We start from the raw sequence: 17,276 nt of genomic DNA, 5'->3' as shown, positions 1-17,276 counted from the left end.
CCCTCTCCCGCTGTGCGGGAGAGGGGAGCAACCCGAGAGCATACGAAATCCCAATTGTTGTCTCCCCTCTCCCGCAGGCGGGAGAGGGGCGGGGGAGAGGGCCAGCGGTACAAATTGCGTGACTCGTGTCTCGCGACAACGCCCAAAGCGTACCCATTTCTGCGTGATCTACCCAGCGAAACATCGCAAAGCGTACCCGTTTCTGCGTACGCTGCCGACGCGCGGCAATCGCCCGAAACGACGATCCCGGCGCAGGCAGCCTGTGGGACGCAGGCATAGAATGTTGCGTCGGCCCGGCCGGCATCCACTACAAGATCTCTCTCCTCTCGCTGTCACGCATGAAGCCCGCCCTGCTTGTCCTGATCCAGCTCGAACCCGACCACCTCACCCTGGTCTCCGAACAATACGAAGTCGCTTACGCCCCGACACCCGAAGGACGCGCCACCGAAATCGCCGCGCGCGGCAAGACGTTTCGTGCCTTGCTGACCAATGGCACCACCGGCATCACGGCCGAAGAACTCGACGCCATGCCGGAACTGGGCCTGGTCTGCGCGCTCGGCGCCGGCTACGAGAACATTCCTATCGGCGCCTGCCAGGCGCGCGGGATCGCCGTAGGCAACGGCGCTGGCACCAACGACAGCTGCGTGGCCGATCACGCCATGGCGCTGCTGCTGGCCACCGTGCGCCGCGTGCCCACGCTCGACCGCGCCACGCGCGACGGCGTCTGGCGCAGTTCGATCGCGCTGCCGCCCAATGTCTCAGGCAAGCGGCTTGGCATCATCGGTCTCGGCACGATTGGCCGCCGCATTGCCAAGCGAGGCGAAGGCTTCGACCTGGAGATCGGCTATCACAACCGCCGTCCGCGCGCGGACGTGCCCTTCCAGTACTTTGCCGATGTCATGGCGCTGGCCGAGTGGGCGGACTATCTGGTGGTGGCTACGCCGGGCGGCGCCGAGACGCGGCACATGGTGGATACCGCTGTGCTGCGCGCGCTGGGACCATCGGGCTACCTTGTGAACATCGCGCGCGGCAGCGTGGTGGATACGAAGGCGCTGGCCGATGCGCTGCGTGCTGGGGAGGTTGGCGGTGCGGGGCTCGACGTCTATGAAAGCGAACCGGCCCCGCCGGTCGAATTGTTCGATTGCCCGAACGTCGTGCTAACCCCGCATGTGGGAGGCTGGTCGCCGGAGGCGGTGCTGGCGTCGGTGAACCAGTTTATGGAAAACGCGCGGCGGCATTTTGCAGGGGAGGCGCTGGTGGCGCCGGTGGGGTGATTCCTCACGCATAGCGATATCCGTCGCTATGCGCTCCCCTCTCCCGCGCAAGTGGGAGAGGGGTGGGGGAGAGGGCTGGAGGTTCTGCTTGCCGACATATGGCAATTTGAACTGCGGGCCCTCTCCCCCAACCCCTCTCCCGCTCGCGGGAGAGGGGAGCAAAACCGAGCGGGAGGCGAAAGCCTACCCCACCACCGGAAACACCACCCTCACCCGCAGCCCCGGCGCCGCATCCTCCAGCGCCACCCGAGCCCCATGCGACTGCGCCACCTCGGCCACGATCGCCAGACCTAGTCCGCTGCCCCCAGTCGGCGCATCGGGTACGCGATAAAACCGGTCGAACACCCTCGCTCGTTCAGCAGCCGGAATCCCTGGGCCGTTGTCCGTGACCGTCAGTTCGATCCCTTCAGCGGTATGGGCCACCTGCACATCCACGCGCCCGCCTCTCGGAATGTAGTGCAGCGCGTTGTCGATGAGGTTGGTCAGCAGGATGCGCAGCGCGTCGGCATCGCCGCGGATCGTCACCGGACCTTGGGCGCCCGACTCCTCCAGCCCCAGGTCGATATCGCGATCGATGGCGGCCTGCGACATATGCGCCACCACCTCGCCCGCCAGCGTGCGCAGATTGACGGGTTCGTGCGGCGGCGGTGCAGCGCCGGGTTCCTGCCGCGCCAGCGTCAGCAATTGGGCCACGAGGTGAGTCAATCGCTCCAGCCCCTGCCTCAACTGGCCCACGGCTGCCTGCCTTCCCTCCGGACTGTCTGCGCGCTCCACCAGTTGGGCCTGAAGCTGCAGCGCGGTCAGCGGGGTCCGCAGCGCGTGGGCGGCGTCGGCCACGAAGGCGCGCTGCGTGTCGATGGCGTGCGCCAGCCGTGCCAGCAACTGGTTCAGCGCAGCAGAGAGCGGCGCGATTTCATCGGGCATGTCGCGCACGGCCAGCGGTGCCAGTGTATTGGCATCGCGCGCGCGTACTTCCGTGGCAATCTCGCGCAGGGGCCGCAAACCGCGCCCCACGGCCAGCCAGATCAGCCACGCCAGCAGCGGCAGCAACAGCAGCAGTGGCGCCACGGTGCGCAGCGCCATGTGCGCGGCCAGCGTCCGGCGTGCGCTCTGCGGCTGGGCGATCTGCACGACGGCCGGCCCCAGCTGCACGCTGTAGATGCGCCATTCGCCCGATTCGGTCCGCGCATCGGAGAAGCCCAGCTCCGCGCGCGCCGGCAGCACCGGTTGCGCGTGAGACAGGTAAAGGCTGCGTCCCGAGCCATCCCAGATATGGATGACCACGTCTTCATCGGCATGGAGCAGGTCGGCGGACGCGCCATCGCTGGCGCCGAACGGCGGCATTACCGGCACCGAGAACTGGCTCGGCAGCGCGGCGGCCACCTGCTTCATCTGGTAGTCGAACAGCGCGTTGGCTTCCTGCCGCGCCTGGCCGTAGATCAGTGCCGTGGCCACGGCGATGCCGGCGACCAGTCCGGCGGCCAGCCACCAGAGCAGGGTTCGTTGAATCGAGCGCATCAGTCCGCCGCCTGTTCCGGCGCCCCGCCGTCAAGTTGCGGCATCAGGTAGCCCACGCCACGGATATTGCGGATCACTGCGGCGCCAAACTTGCGGCGCAGCGCGTGGATATACACCTCGACGGTATTGCTGCCCACCTCGTCATCCCATCCATATAGCCGCTCCTGCAACTGCGCCACGGACCACACCTTGCCGGGCCGCGCCATCAGGGCAGAGAGCAGCGCGTATTCCCGGGCGGATAACCGCACCGGCACGCCTGCCAGCGTTGCCTCGCGGGTCGATGGACTCAGCACGATGTCGCCATAGCGCAGTTCCGGCTCCGCGCGGCCCTCGGCGCGGCGGGCCATCGCGTGCATGCGCGCCACCAGTTCCTGCAGGTCGAACGGCTTGATCACGTAGTCATCGGCGCCGGCATTGAGTCCGGCCACACGGTCCGCCACGGCATCGCGGGCGGTGACGATCAGCACCGGTGTGCGCAAGTTGCGTGCGCGCAGGGCCTTGAGCACATCAAGGCCCGAACGGCGCGGCAAACCCAGGTCAAGGAGCACGATGTCATAGCCACCATCGGCGCGCGGGCCGTGCTGGTCCGTGGCGGCATCGAGTCCTGCGTCGCCATCGCGCACCCAATCCACCGTAAAGCCCTCCTGGCGCAGCGCCACCTTCACGCTCTCGCCGATCATGGCGTCGTCTTCCACCAGCAATACACGCATGTTGATCTTCGATGTCTCAGGAGCGGGCGGCGTGGCGCATATCGCCTTCGAGCCGGTCGGCCAGCGCTCGCGCCAGCCCGGGCAGCGCGGGATAGTCGGCCGTGATCACGTACACGGGGACCTCGGCCAGATACTTGCCCATGCGGCCCTTGTCCGTGAAGCGGGCATTGAAGGGCGATGCGCGGAATGCATCGACGAAGCGCGGCACGATGCCCCCGCCGATATACACCCCGCCGCGCGCGCCAAGCACCAGCGCCACGTCGGCGGCCACCGAGCCCAGCAGGCCGCAAAACGCGTCGAACGCGCGGCGGCACAGGGGATCGCCCTGCTTCAGCGCACCCTCGGTGACCTGTGCCGGAGTCAGCGGTTCGGACAAAAGCGTACCCGTTTCTGCGGACAGGGCGGCGTGGATGTGGGAGAGGCCCATACCCGACAACAGGCGCTCGGCGGACACCCGGCCCAGTTGCGCATGGGCGGCACGCCAGGCAATCCATTCGTCGTCGGTATCGGGCATCACCTCGATATGGCCGCCCTCGCCTGCCAGCGCCACCGCACCGCCGCCGGGTGCCGGGACGAGGCCCGAGACGCCCAGCCCAGTGCCGGGACCGATCAGCGCGCGAGGCGCTGTGGCAACGGGCGTGCCCTCGCGCACCTGCACCAGTCCCTCGGCAGGCAGCCATGGCAGCGCCAGCGCGAGCGATGTGAAATCGTTGATCGCCACCAGCGTGTGCAGGCCCAGCGCGTCGCGCATCGCGTCGATCGAGAACGCCCAGTTGTGATTGGTCAGCTTGACGTGATCGCCGGTCACCGGATTGGCGAGGCCGATGGCCGCGTGGCGCGGCTGGTTGTTTGCGGCCAGCGTCTCCAGATACCGGCGCATGGCGGCTTCGAGCGACGGGTAATCGGCCACCTTGTAGGCCGTGACCTCGCCGATCTGCATGTGCGCGGTCTCCAGCGCAAAACGCACGTTGGTGCCGCCGACATCGGCCAGCAGGCGCGGGTATCCGTGGGTCATGTGTTCTCGGTTCGGAAAATATCGACACCGCGCCGATGGCGCGCCAGCACCACGCTGACCGGCAGCGCCGGCGTGGGCGCCGCCAGCGCGCGTTCGAGCACGGCATTTTTCTTGTCGCCGGAGACGGCCAGGAAGGTACGCTCGGCGGCGAGCAGTGCCGCGAGGTTCAGCGTCACGCGCGCGTGGGGCGCCGTGCCGGGATGCGTGACCACGTAGCCCGGCTGCGGATCGGACAGCGCCGCCTGCAACTCGGGCGATTCCGGGAACAGGGAAGCCGTGTGGCCGTCCTCGCCCATGCCGAGCACGACTACGTCCGGCTGATGGAATGGCGCGTTGAGGCGCGCGACGGCGCGCTGCGGATCGGCGGCTTCTGCCTCGTCGCGAATCAGCGGCGCCCAGCCCGCCACACCCGCCCCTTCGCGCAGCAGATGATTGCGCACCATCGCGCCGTTGCTGTCGGCGTGATCGGGCGGCACGGCGCGCTCATCCACGAGCGTCACGGTCACTGCATCCCAGCGGATCGGGCGATAGCGCAGCCGCTCGAACATCGGCAGCGGCGACTTGCCTCCCGACACCGCCAGCACCGCCCAGCCCTTGGCCTTGATCACGAGTTCCAACGCGTGGCCGATCGACATCGCCAGCGATTCGGCCTGGTCCATCACGGTGGCATGTTCGAACTGGCGCATGGAGGCTCCTGTGGGTGGGTTTGGGTGTTCAGCGACGCGTCAGACTTCCTCGTGCCACAGCGCGTTGTCGCGCGACATCAGCGCGGACGAAGCAGCCGGGCCCCAGGTGCCTGCTGTGTACGGCTTGGGCGGCACCGTGCTCTGTTCCCAGGTGTCGATGATCGGCTCCACCCAGCGCCACGCCTGCACCTGCTCGTCGCGACGCACGAACAAACCGAGCCGGCCGCGAATCACGTCCAGCAACAGGCGCTCATAGGCACCGGCGCGGCGCTTCTTGAACGAGGTGGCGAAGTCGAGATCGAGCGAAGTGGGTGTCAGTTCCAGCGTGTCGCCGGGCTGCTTGACCAGGAAGTACAGCTTGATACTTTCCTCGGGCTGCAACTGGATCACCAGCCGGTTCTGCGGCGACAGTCCCAGCGGCTTGGGGAAGATTGCGTGCGGCACATCGCGGAAATGCACCACGATCTCGGCCACGCGCGACTGCATCCGCTTGCCCGTGCGCAGGTAGAACGGCACGCCTTCCCAGCGCCAGTTGGCGATCTCGGCCTTGACCGCGACAAACGTCTCGGTGCGGCTGTCCGGGGCGATGCCCTGTTCCTCGTTGTAGCCCACCACCGGCTTGCCGCCGATGGCGCCGGCGCGATACTGGCCGCGCACGGTCTTCTCGGCCACGTCCTGCGGCTGGATCGGCTTGAGCGCCTTGAGGATCTTGATCTTCTCGTCGCGGATGGCGTCTTCGCTGAGGCTCGCCGGCGGCTCCATCGCCACCATGCACAGCATCTGGAGCAGGTGGTTCTGCACCATGTCGCGCAGCGCGCCGGTCTGGTCGTAGAAGTCGCCGCGCTTCTCCACACCCAGTTCCTCGGCGATGGTGATCTGCACGTCCTGCACCCACTCGCGGCGCCAGAGCGGCTCGAACAGCGCATTGCCGAAGCGGATCGCCATCAGGTTCTGGACCGATTCCTTGCCCAGGTAGTGGTCGATCCGGTAGATCTGGTCCTCGGCGAAGAACTGCGCGACGGCCGCGTTGATGGCCTCGGACGATTCCAGGTCATGCCCGAGCGGCTTTTCCAGCACCACGCGCACATTCGGCGTGTTCAGGCCTGTACGCGCCAGTTGTTCGCAGATCGGGACAAAGATGTGGGGAGCGGTGGCCAGGTAGCAGACCACCACTTCGGGCTTGCGGGCCAGCACCTTCTCGGCCAGCGCATCGAAATGGCCCGGCTGGCGGGCATCGGCCTGCACGTAGCAGATACGGTCGAGGAACGAGGCCCAGGCATCAGGCGGGGCATGTTCCAGGCCGGGCCGCACCGTGTCTTCCAGCGTGGCCTTGTATTGTTCGGTGGTCTGCTCGTGGCTTCCCGTGGCGAGGATACGTGCCGAAGGATGCAGCACACCGCAGCGGTGCGCATCAAAAAGGGCCGGCAGCAGCTTGCGCCGCGCCAGGTCACCGGTGCCGCCAAACAGCACCATGTCGAAATCGGGCATGCTCACCCTGGGCTCCTTGCGGGGGTTTGCCCCCGGCACTATGAGTCTCGCCGGGCGGCGCTTTGGTTCCAGCCAAATGCTCCGGCCATGTTACGTCACTCGCCCGCGCTTGTGCGCGCGACGAGGCTGCCAGGCAGTATCGGGGGCCAGAGCGTACCCGTTTCTGCGTGCACTTTGGATTGTGTGACGGCGCGCATGAAAGTTGCATGACGGTGGCGTCCGCCGTTTTCGGCTACGCTGAGAAGCGCCCCCACAGGAGATCCCCATGCCCCGACACCCCGTCCTTGAACGGGTCACGGCCCGCATCGTGGCCCGCAGTGCCCCGACCCGGCAGGCTTATCTCGACCGCACCCGCGCCATGGCTGGCCAGAAGGTCGAGCGCAGCAATCTCTCATGTACCAACCTGGCCCACGCCGTGGCCGCGATGCCTGACGACGCCAAGATCCGGCTCAAGGCGCAGGAGCGGCCCAACCTCGCCATCGTATCGGCCTACAACGACATGCTCTCGGCCCACCAGCCGCTGCAGTCGTATCCGCAATGGCTCAAGGAAGCCGCGCTCGAAGCTGGCGGCACCGCGCAGTTCGCGGGCGGCACCCCGGCCATGTGCGATGGCGTGACGCAGGGCCAGGACGGTATGGACCTCTCACTGTTCTCGCGCGATGTGATTGCCATGGCCACTGCCGTGGCGCTGTCCCACCAGATGTTCGATGGCGTGCTGTACCTCGGCGTGTGCGACAAGATCGTGCCCGGGCTGGTGATGGGTGCGCTGTCGTTCGGCCATCTGCCTGCGGTGTTCGTGCCGGCCGGGCCCATGACCACGGGTATCGGCAACGAGGAAAAGGCGCACATCCGCCAGCTTTACGCGGAAGGCAAGATCGACCGGCACGGCTTGCTCGAAGCGGAAACCAAGTCGTATCACGGTCCCGGCACCTGCACGTTCTATGGCACGGCCAACTCCAACCAGATGCTGATGGAAATCATGGGCCTGCATCTGCCAGGCACCGCGTTCATCAATCCCGGCACGCCGCTGCGCGAGGCGCTGACGCGCGAATCGGCGCGGCAGGCGCTGAAACTCGTGCATGGTGGCGAGCGCTACATGCCGATTGGTGAGGTGCTCGATGAACGCGCGTTCGTCAACGGCATCGTCGGACTCGTGGCCACGGGCGGCTCCACCAACCATACGCTGCACCTGATCGCCATGGCGCGCGTGGCCGGTATCCAGCTGACCTGGGACGATTTCGACGAACTCTCCGCCGCCGTACCGCTGCTGGCGCGCGTGTATCCGAACGGCAAGGCCGACGTGAACCAGTTTCAAGCGGCGGGCGGGCTCTCCATCGTCATCCAGGGCCTGTTGGCCGAAGGGCTGCTTCATGACGACGTGAACACCATCGTCGGCCGTGGCCTGCGCGACTACACACGCGAACCCACCCTACGCGACGGCAAGCTGGATTGGACCGATGGCCCGACGCAGCCGCTGGACGACACCATCGTGCGCACGCCCGGCAATGCGTTTGCCCCCGATGGCGGCATCAAGGTGCTCGACGGCAACCTGGGCCGCTGCGTGATCAAGACCTCTGCGGTCAAGCCCGAGCATCAGGTGGTGGAAGCCCCTGCCATCGTGTTCCATCATCAGGACGACGTGCTGGCGGCATTCAAGCGCGGCGAACTCGAACGGGACTTTATCGCCGTGCTGCCGTGGCAGGGCCCGGCGTCATGCGGCATGCCCGAACTCCACAAGCTCACGCCGACGCTGACGCTGCTGCAGGATCGCGGCTTCCATGTGGCGCTGGTCACCGATGGACGCATGTCGGGTGCCTCGGGCAAGGTGCCGGCAGCCATCCATGTTTGCCCCGAGGCGCTGACGGGGGGTGCCATCGGGCGCGTTCGCACGGGAGATATCGTGCGCGTGGATGCCCCGGCTGGTGTGCTGACGGTGAAGGTGTCTGACGCCGAACTCTCTGCGCGCGACGCCGATAAACCTGACCTGACGCCGAACCGCCATGGCGTGGGGCGCGATCTGTTTGGGGGGTTCCGCAAGCATGTGGGAACGGCGGAAACGGGGGCTTGTTCGTTGTTTGGGGAGGAGGAATGACTAGCGCTCTCCCAACGTCTGTCTCCCCTCTCCCGCTTGTATAGCCCGGACACATAGGTAACACCTGTTCGGAGACATGGGTAACACATCTAGACTGGCTGGCAGTGTCTTTTGGGAGACCTGCCATGCCGTGGAAGGAAGTGTCACTCATGGATCAACGCAGGGAATTAATGGTGCTGGCCAGCCAGCCGGGAGCGAATCGTCGCGAGTTGGCCAGGCGCTACGGCATCTCGCCCAAGACGCTGTACAAGTGGCTGCAGCGGTATGACGGGCAAGGCCCGGATGGGCTCGCCGACCAGAGCCGTCGGCCGGAACTGAGTCCCGCCAGGACCGACGAGGACATCGAGCAGCGGATCGTTGTGCTGCGCGACGAGAACCCCTATTGGGGCGCTCGCAAGCTGGCGCGATTGCTGCACAACGAGGGCACGGCCTGGGTGCCGGCGCCCAGTACCGTTCACGAGATTTTGCGTCGCCACGGCCGACTGGGCGAAGGCATGGCCGCTGCGCAGGCGCCGCTCCGGCGCTTCGAGCATGCGCAGCCCAACGACCTGTGGCAGATGGACTTCAAAGGCCATGTGCCCAACCGCCACGGGCACTGCCATCCGCTGACGGTACTCGATGACCATTCGCGCTTTAGCCTGTGCCTGGCTGCGTGTGGCGATGAGCGCGGCGAAACGGTCCAGCCAAGACTGATCGCGACATTCCAGCGCTATGGGTTGCCACAGCGCATGACCATGGACAACGGACCGCCCTGGGGCGGAGGTGCGGACGGCTTGGGCTATACGGCGCTGACGGTGTGGCTGATGCGCTTGGGCATCGCCGTCAGTCATTCGCGCCCATATCATCCTCAGACACAGGGCAAGGACGAGCGCTTTCATCGCACGCTCAAGGTCGAGCTATTGCAGGACCGCTGCTTTGTCGATAACGCGCAAGCCCAGCGTGCATTTGATCACTATCGCGAACGCTACAACGGCCAGCGCCCGCACGAGGCGCTGAAGATGGAGGTGCCGCTCGAGCACTACCGTGCCAGCACCATCGCCTATCCCAAATCGCTGCCGGAAGTGGAGTACCTGTCGACGGACCTGGTCTATAAAGTGGGCAGCAACGCGCGGATAGAAGTGCGGAGACGACGCGTGAAGATTGGCAAGGCTTTCATCGGACAGCGCATCGCGCTACGCCCAAAGAAGGAGGACGGCTGCTTCGGCATCTGGTTCAGCCGGTTTGAGATAGGGGAACTCGACCTGCGCGTACTGTGATACGCGCAGATCACGTGTTACCCATGTCTCCGAACACCTGTTACCCATGTCTCCGGTCTGTACACCGCTTACGGGAGAGGGGAGCAGGTCAGCGGCAGAGAAAGCGTACCCGTTTCTGCGTACGTTTCAGCTCGTTCAGTTCGGCTTCCCCGACAGCAGAATCCGGTCGCGATACCCATCTCCGCCTTCGCGCTCATTGTCTGCATCGACCACCTCCGGCACCCGAACCTCCTGCACCGGCACCGCGATTCGACAACCCGCATCCTCCATCGTCCGCTTCAGCTTGGCGAACATCCCGTACTGCACGCTCCAGAAGTCATCGTTCGACGTCCAGTAGCGCGCATTGAGCGTGACGCCACGGTCGGTGTAGCGCACCACCATGACCTCGCGCGCCGGGGATTCGAGCAACCGCTTGTCACTGTCGAGCATGGCGCGAAGGGCGTCGAGCCCCGCCTGTATCGGACTGTCGAAGGTAACGGTGACTTCGATGTCCATCCGCCGCGTGGGGTTCTCGCTGTAGTTCATGATCGGACTGCCCCAGATCTTGCCGTTGGGAACGCGCAGGCAAACGCCGTCGAAGGTCTTCAGCTCCGTCATGAACAGCCCGGTCTCGCGCACGGTCCCGGCCACGCCTTGCGCGTCGATGTATTGCCCGACCCGGAACGGCCGCAGCAAGACCAGCATGATCCCGGCCGCGATGTTCTGCAGCGTGCCTTGCAGCGCCAGCCCGATCGCCAACCCTGCCGCGCCGAGCATGGCGATGATGCTGGCCGTCTGCACGCCAAACTGGGAGAGCACCAGCACCACGGTCAACACCCGCACGACCCATTGCGCGACGCTGGCCAGCATCGGGCGCAGCGTGTCATCCACATGGGTGTGCTGCAAACCGTTGTGCAACGCGCGTGCCGCCCGGCCGGAGAGCCACCAGCCGGCCAGCAGAATCGCGAGCGCGGCCAGGCAATTCAACCCCTGACTGACGGCGAACTGGGCCAGATAGGCCCAGGTGGCCTCCAGCTTGGCGTGATCGATGAAATTCAAGTCCATGCGTCGGCTCCGGAAAATGGCAAAACCGACAAGACTTGCGAAGGATGTGCCAGCCGAGGCCGGTGGAGGGGAAAAAGCGTACCCGTTTCTGCGTAGGCTCAAGCGTGGACAGACACCGCGTGCGATGCCCATCGAATGTCGTTATCGCCGCTTTCAACGACAGCGCGTCAACCGAGTGTGAAGTCTTTACATCTCCTGCGCAGATTGTGCCGGTCGCTTCTCCTCCTTCAATCCAGCTCCACAACAGGTTCGGAAGTCATGACTCGCGCGTGTTCCTGGATACCACTGCTGTCCAGAGCCACCGCCCGCACACGATCGTGGAAGTATTTGTGAAATACAGCCCAATCTGCGTACTCGTCGGGCGCCGCAGCATGGGCGCTCAAGCGTCCGATGAGTCCGCAAAGCCAATCGGCGCACTGAAGGGTCTGGAAGAGATGGCTTTCGCCTTGCAGCGGTGGCTCGATCAATCTGCGGCACCTTCCATCCTCATCTTCAAACATGGCGACCGTGCATGCTTCGACATTGCGCTCTCGCCATTCGTCGCCGGCATCCTGGTGGTCGAGCAGCACCATGCATGTGGCATTCGTCTGCGCACAGTGCCCATCCACTTGCCTGACCGCACAAAGTAGTTGTCGCTTGAATATCTCTGCGGGGAAATGCAGGCCAGCGTCCGATACTTTGTGCTCTCCGGTGTAGACCACATGCCCGCCAACTGCGGCAATTCGATTCAGCAATCGGAACGTGGCCTGGCGCAATGACTGGTATGTCAACACATTGCGCGCAGTGAACAAGGCAGAGCCCTTCTTTTCCCAGCGACAGGCCGGAAGGTCATGAGGATTCTTGTGCTCCAGATCCCAAGCCAGCAAGTGGCACTTCAACTTGTAGAAGTAAATGGCAAACTCACGCACTTGCGCAGCCGGGAGCATGAATCCAGCCAGCCCAAATACCGGGCTATCGTTGTACTTGGCGTGGTCTCGCGCGACAAACGGCCCGATATGTCCGAACTCGTCCAGATAAACAACGTAGTGCTGCAATTGAGTTTCGCTCCTGCCGGGCTGTAGAAACACGAAAGCCCGCAACGAACGGGGCGTTGCGGGCCTCGGAGGCTGGGCACCCGGTAGAAAACCGAATGCGTTGCGAAGCATTTTAGTTGGCCGGATCTGACCCGACAACAGACCATTTGGGTAGTCTTGCGAAACGCTGATGCAACGCAGAAACGGGTACGCTCAATGTCACACAAACACAGGAAGTCGTAGCTGCCCCGCAACATCAGCGCGCAGGCGCCGCCTTCTCCTGGCTGACAACCTCCACCTGATGGTCATGCAGCCGATCCCGGTTGGTCAGCATCGGGAACAGCTTGATCCACGCGGCCACCACGCAGATCGTACCGATTCCGCCGAGCAGCACCGCACCGACTGGGCCGAGCAGCGCGGCGGTGACCCCCGACTCGAATTCGCCCAACTGGTTGGAAGCGCCGATGAAGACCGAGTTGACCGCGCCCACCCGGCCGCGCATGTCGTCGGGGGTATCGAGCTGTACCAGTGTCTGGCGAACCACCACGCTGATCATGTCGGAGGCGCCCAGCACCACGAGTGCGGCCATCGACAGCGGCAGCCATTTCGATACGCCAAATACCATCGTCGCCACGCCGAAGATCGCCACGGCGCTGAACATCACGCGGCCCACGCGGCGGTTCAGCGGATGTCGGGCCAGCCACAGTGCCGTGACCAATGCGCCGATGGCTGGCGACGAGCGCAGCAATCCCAGCCCCCACGGGCCGGTGTGAAGGATGTCCTTGGCGTAGATCGGCAGCAGGGCCGTGGCGCCGCCGAGCAGGACCGCGAACAGGTCGAGCGACACGGCGCCCAGCAGCACCTGATTGCTGCGGATGTAGGCGAACCCGGCAAACAGCGTCTTGACACTGACCGGCGTGGTCAGCCTCTGCTGTGCCTGGCGCAGTTTCAGCGTGAACACCAGGATCGCTGCAATCGCGAACAACACCGCGCTGATCGAATAGACCACGCCGGGGCCGGCCACATAGGCAAACCCGCCCAGTGCCGGGCCGATGATGATGGCCGCCTGCGCAGCCGAACTGGCCAGTGCCACCGCGCGCGGCAACTGGCGCGGCGTGACCACGCTCGGCAGCAGCGCCTGCAGCGTGGGCGTTTCGAACGCGCGGCAGCCGCCGATCAAGGCTACGAACAGGAAGATGTACTGGCTGGTGATCCAGCCCGAGAAACTGGCCACCGCCATCGCTATCGCAATGACCGCCTCCAGCATCTGGCACGTCCGGACGATAATGCGGCGGTCGAACCGGTCGGCCACATGGCCCGACATCAGCAGCAGGACAATCGACGGCAGGAATTGCACCAGCCCCACCATGCCCAGCATGAACGCGTCGTTAGTGAGCGCATACATTTGCCAGCCCACCGCAACCGTAAAGATTTGGTAACCGATGGTGGTACACAGCCGGGCAAACCAGAAATGACGGAAAGCGGGGTCGCGAAAGACGTTGTCCGGCTCATTGGCCGGCTGCGCGGGGGCGGAGGACATGGGGGCGTTGGCGGCGAGGAGGTGCCATGTACGCAACCGCGTACATGGCGAAACCGCCGATTCTATCCGGGAACCCGGACACGCGCCGACTGGCTTTGTATCGTGATTGACACATTACCCGCCGGCGCGGTGGATGCAGGCGTTCAAACAGGATTAGGCGATTTCCCGCGTCTCCCTGAACTCGATGTTCGGGAAACGCTCCTGCGTCAGTCGCAGGTTGACCATGCTTGGCGCCAGGTAGACGTGATCGCCCGCACCGTCGAGGGCCACGTTGTGGCCGGCCTTGTCGATCAGCTTTTCGATCTCGGCCGGGTCGCCCTTGAGCCAGCGAGCAGTCGCGCATTCGTGCGACTCGAAGATCGCATCGACGCCATATTCATGTTCAAGGCGGTGCGCCACCACATCGAACTGCAGCATGCCCACGGCGCCCAGCACGAGGTCGTTGGAGACCAGCGGGCGGAACATCTGCGTGGCGCCCTCTTCGGCCAACTGCTGCAAACCCTTCTGCAACTGCTTGACCTTGAGCGGGTTGTTGAGCCGCGCGCGGCGGAAGAATTCCGGCGCGAACGACGGGATGCCCGTGAAGCGCAGCGGTTCGCCTTCGGTGAACACATCGCCCAGGCGGATCGTGCCATGGTTGGGCACGCCGATGATGTCGCCCGCGAAGGCTTCCTCGGTCGTGTTGCGGTCCTGCGCCATGAACGTGATGGCGTTGTTGATGGCCACGGTTTTGCCCTGCGACACATGCAGCAGCTTCATGCCACGGTCGAAGCGGCCCGAGCACACGCGCACAAAGGCGATGCGGTCGCGGTGGCGCGGGTCCATGTTGGCCTGGATCTTGAACACGAAGCCGCTGAACTTGGCCTCCTGCGGCTCCACGGTGCGCGTTTCGGTCTGGCGCGCCAGCGGCGGCGGCGAGAGCTGGCACAGCGCGTCCAGCAGCGACTGCACACCGAAGTTGTTGATGGCCGAACCGAAATACACCGGCGTCTGGCGGCCGGCCAGGAAGGCTTCGCGGTCGAACGTGTGCGACGCGCCGCGCACCAGTTCGATCTCCATGCGCAGTTCATCGGCCTGCGAGCCGAGGATGCGATCGAGTTCGGAATTGTCGAGGCCGTCGAGCAGCGCCGAGGTGCCCTTCTCCCCCTTCGGGTCGAACAGCTGCACCTTGTCGTCGATCATGTGGTACACGCCACGGAACGCCTTGCCCATGCCGATTGGCCACGTCATCGGCGCGCACTGGATCTTTAGCACGTCTTCGATTTCGTCGAGCAGTTCGATGGGCGAGCGGCCTTCGCGGTCCAGCTTGTTCATGAACGTCAGGATCGGCGTGGCGCGCAGGCGGCACACGTTCAGCAGCTTGATCGTCTGCGCTTCCACGCCATTGACCGAGTCGATCACCATCACCGCGGAGTCCACCGCCGTCAGCGTGCGGTACGTGTCTTCGGAGAAGTCCTCGTGGCCCGGGGTGTCGAGCAGGTTCACGATGTTTTCCGGCAGATCGGCGCGCGGCTGGTACGGGAACTGCATCACCGACGAGGTCACCGAAATGCCCCGCTGCTTCTCCAGCTCCATCCAGTCGGACGTGGCGTGGCGGTCGGCCTTGCGCGCGCGCACTTCGCCGGCCACCTGGATGGCGCCGCCGAACCACAGCAGCTTCTCGGTCAGCGTGGTCTTACCCGCATCCGGGTGGGAAATAATGGCAAACGTGCGGCGACGCGCAATTTCGGAAACGAGCGAACTCACGGCTAGAGGAACCTGGTAGTAGCGCCCCGAAGCCAGCACTGGCGCCGGCTGCAGGCAGCGGCGAGGCGGAACGGCTGGGGCGCGATGGCGGTCCGGGAACGATTCCCGGCTTCGGATGGGGCGCTATTTTACCGGTTCGCGCCGCCTGCCGGGGTGCTGGTTGGCACGCCACGGTTTTCGCGCGCCGGATCATGCCCGCGCAGGCTGCCGAACTGCAACGCGTACTGGCGGGTCAGCTCCGCGCCGAAGAAGAAAATCTGCGCCGAGTAGTACACCCACAGCATCAGCGCCACGACCGACCCCGCCGCACCGTACGATGACGCCACGGCGCTGTTGCCCAGATACAGGCCAATCAGTCGCTTGCCGATGGAGAAGAGCAACGCGGTGATGATCGAGCCCATCAGCACGTCCTTCCACGAGATCCGCACGTTGGGCAGCATCTTGAAGATGGTGGCGAACAGGGCGGTGACGACGGCGAACGAGAACGCGGTGGAGATCACGTCGGCCACTGGCGCAAACCATGAGGCCGTCCAGAGCTGACCCCAGAACCGGTTGACCACGGCCAGCGCCGCGTTGACCACCAGCGACACCAGCAGCATGAATGCGAGCGCCAGCACGATGCTGAACGAGGCCATCCGCGCACGTAGCAGCTTCTGCCAGCCCGCGCCCTGGGGCGGCGGCGCCTGCCAGATATCGTCCAGGCTGCTCTTGAGTTCGGCAAAGGCGCTCGTGGCGCCCACCACGAGAATGCCCATCGCGATCAACGCGGCCACGCCGCTGCCGCCTGCACGATGCGTGGCGGCCAGGATTTCCTGGATCGCCGCAGCGCCCTGGGGGCCGACCAGTCCATCGAGCTGCGCGAAGATCTCGCCACGCGCGGCTTCGGCACCGAAGAACAGCCCGGCGATCGATATCACCAGCACCAGGATCGGCGCCAGCGAGAACAGCATGTAGAAGGACAGGGCGGCGCCCTTGCTCGCCGCCCTGTGATCGAACCACGCGGTAATGGATGCCGACACCACGCGCACCGTGCGCGTCCCGGTATGCCGATCGGGCAGCCAACGGCCGCGCTGCGGCTTAGGGGGCACTGCGTGCGAATGGTCGGGCGCGTTGTCGGAATGCATGCGTTTTCGGTCCTGTCCTGACTTGCCCGGGCTCCTACTGACTGGGATGAAGCCCACGCGGAGGTGGCGCATCTGCCACGTTCATCAGCCTGACCGGTGCAACCGGGGTTGTCTGTCGGCCAGCGTCTGATGTGTAGGTCCATCATAGATCGCTTGTCGCGCAACAGCCGTTTGCACTGCTACAGTAGTTAAGCAAGGCACACATGCCGATGACAGGAGGCTTCTCCCATGCGCAATGTTCTTGTGCGGCGCCTGATCGCCGCGCGTGCTGTGGTCGCCCGTTCGGCACTGCTGGCACTTTGCCTTTCCACGGGGGCCACGATGATGGCCGGCTGCGAACGCAACCCGGCACCGGGTCCGGGACCCAAGCCGATTTCCGGCACCAACGCGCCCGTCACTGCGGCCTCCGGCGCCCCCGCCACGCCTCGCTGATGGGCTAAAGCAGCCGGCCGCTGTTCCCCGAGGCATCCGGGCGTACCCGTTTCTGCGGACCCGTGCGGGTTTCAGCGTTGCAACCAGATGCACGCCCGCCCATGGCACGCTCGCGTGCGCACGCATGGGGATCATTTTCCCGTCACTTTCAGCCATGTGGGCGCCATTGCAGACATCGATGTCTGTTTTCCGCCATGTGAAAGGCGTCGCGTCCCACTTGAGGGCCTGACTCTTTCGTCGCGTCGCGTTCCCGGGTTCCGCACGGGTGTGGCCAATGAAGAGGCATCGGACGCCGGTCAGCGAGCCGACGCGACCTAGCGTCCGCTTGTCGTTGCATC

At 65.2% G+C, this 17,276-nt stretch carries 14 protein-coding genes; 4 read left to right on the top strand and 10 right to left on the bottom strand.

Going from position 1 to position 17,276, the window contains the following annotated elements; all coding sequences use genetic code 11:
* Window positions 1-338: 338 nt before the first annotated feature.
* Window positions 339-1,274 (top strand): 2-hydroxyacid dehydrogenase, encoded by a 936-nt coding sequence (locus GA566_RS25685; protein ID WP_160474400.1) that lies wholly within the window; start codon window positions 339-341, stop codon window positions 1,272-1,274.
* A gap of 183 nt (window positions 1,275-1,457) precedes the next feature.
* Here the strand turns inward: GA566_RS25685 and GA566_RS25680 are convergent, their stop codons facing one another.
* Genes GA566_RS25680 through zwf form a run of 5 tightly spaced genes read right to left on the bottom strand, consistent with a single transcriptional unit; the run spans window position 1,458 to window position 6,691 of the window.
* The gene (locus GA566_RS25680) at window positions 1,458-2,792 is read right to left on the bottom strand and encodes an ATP-binding protein (RefSeq protein ID WP_160474399.1); all 1,335 of its coding nucleotides are present in this window, start codon (window positions 2,790-2,792) and stop codon (window positions 1,458-1,460) included.
* Window positions 2,792-3,502, bottom strand: a complete 711-nt coding sequence (locus tag GA566_RS25675; RefSeq protein ID WP_160474398.1) for a response regulator transcription factor — start codon at window positions 3,500-3,502, stop codon at window positions 2,792-2,794. The genes GA566_RS25680 and GA566_RS25675 overlap by 1 nt, the downstream gene beginning before the upstream one ends.
* A gap of 16 nt (window positions 3,503-3,518) precedes the next feature.
* Window positions 3,519-4,517, bottom strand: a complete 999-nt coding sequence (locus tag GA566_RS25670; protein WP_160474397.1) for a glucokinase — start codon at window positions 4,515-4,517, stop codon at window positions 3,519-3,521.
* Window positions 4,514-5,203 carry a 6-phosphogluconolactonase gene (gene pgl / locus GA566_RS25665; RefSeq protein ID WP_160474396.1) on the bottom strand — a complete coding sequence of 230 codons (690 nt, stop codon included), beginning with the start codon at window positions 5,201-5,203 and terminating at the stop codon, window positions 4,514-4,516. Before pgl ends, GA566_RS25670 begins: the two co-directional genes overlap by 4 nt.
* 39 nt (window positions 5,204-5,242) lie before the next feature.
* A complete protein-coding gene (gene zwf / locus GA566_RS25660) occupies window positions 5,243-6,691 on the bottom strand; it encodes a glucose-6-phosphate dehydrogenase (RefSeq protein WP_160474395.1) in 1,449 nt (482 codons plus the stop codon).
* Window positions 6,692-6,956: 265 nt separating this feature from the next.
* On the opposite strand from zwf, the gene edd reads away from it, so the two are divergent.
* Window positions 6,957-8,783, top strand: coding sequence for a phosphogluconate dehydratase (gene edd / locus GA566_RS25655; RefSeq protein WP_160474394.1), 1,827 nt, complete (start codon window positions 6,957-6,959; stop codon window positions 8,781-8,783).
* A gap of 125 nt (window positions 8,784-8,908) precedes the next feature.
* On the top strand, window positions 8,909-10,039 hold the full coding sequence (locus GA566_RS25650; RefSeq protein ID WP_160473112.1) for an IS481 family transposase: 1,131 nt from the start codon (window positions 8,909-8,911) through the stop codon (window positions 10,037-10,039).
* A 135-nt stretch (window positions 10,040-10,174) separates the two neighbouring features.
* Here GA566_RS25650 and GA566_RS25645 read toward each other — a convergent pair whose 3' ends face one another.
* The 5 genes from GA566_RS25645 to GA566_RS25625 form a co-directional block, all read right to left on the bottom strand.
* The gene (locus tag GA566_RS25645; protein WP_160474393.1) at window positions 10,175-11,083 is read right to left on the bottom strand and encodes a mechanosensitive ion channel family protein; all 909 of its coding nucleotides are present in this window, start codon (window positions 11,081-11,083) and stop codon (window positions 10,175-10,177) included.
* Between the two features lie 227 nt (window positions 11,084-11,310).
* Window positions 11,311-12,117, bottom strand: a complete 807-nt coding sequence (locus tag GA566_RS25640) for a DUF3800 domain-containing protein (protein WP_237380656.1) — start codon at window positions 12,115-12,117, stop codon at window positions 11,311-11,313.
* A gap of 235 nt (window positions 12,118-12,352) precedes the next feature.
* Window positions 12,353-13,636 carry an MFS transporter gene (locus GA566_RS25635; RefSeq protein WP_160474391.1) on the bottom strand — a complete coding sequence of 428 codons (1,284 nt, stop codon included), beginning with the start codon at window positions 13,634-13,636 and terminating at the stop codon, window positions 12,353-12,355.
* Between the two features lie 153 nt (window positions 13,637-13,789).
* Window positions 13,790-15,382: a peptide chain release factor 3 gene (locus tag GA566_RS25630; protein WP_160474390.1), complete on the bottom strand. Its 1,593-nt coding sequence runs from the start codon at window positions 15,380-15,382 to the stop codon at window positions 13,790-13,792.
* Window positions 15,383-15,510: 128 nt separating this feature from the next.
* A complete protein-coding gene (locus GA566_RS25625; RefSeq protein WP_137925890.1) occupies window positions 15,511-16,506 on the bottom strand; it encodes a YihY/virulence factor BrkB family protein in 996 nt (331 codons plus the stop codon).
* Window positions 16,507-16,734: 228 nt separating this feature from the next.
* Here GA566_RS25625 and GA566_RS33005 point away from each other — a divergent pair, with 228 nt between their 5' ends.
* Window positions 16,735-16,938 carry a hypothetical protein gene (locus GA566_RS33005; RefSeq protein WP_202126868.1) on the top strand — a complete coding sequence of 68 codons (204 nt, stop codon included), beginning with the start codon at window positions 16,735-16,737 and terminating at the stop codon, window positions 16,936-16,938.
* Window positions 16,939-17,276 lie beyond the last annotated feature (338 nt).

This window comes from Cupriavidus sp. SW-Y-13 (assembly GCF_009793345.1).
Lineage (GTDB): Bacteria > Pseudomonadota > Gammaproteobacteria > Burkholderiales > Burkholderiaceae > Cupriavidus.
Note: the sequence above shows the minus strand (reverse complement) of the source record. Positions and strands in the feature narration are given on the sequence as shown.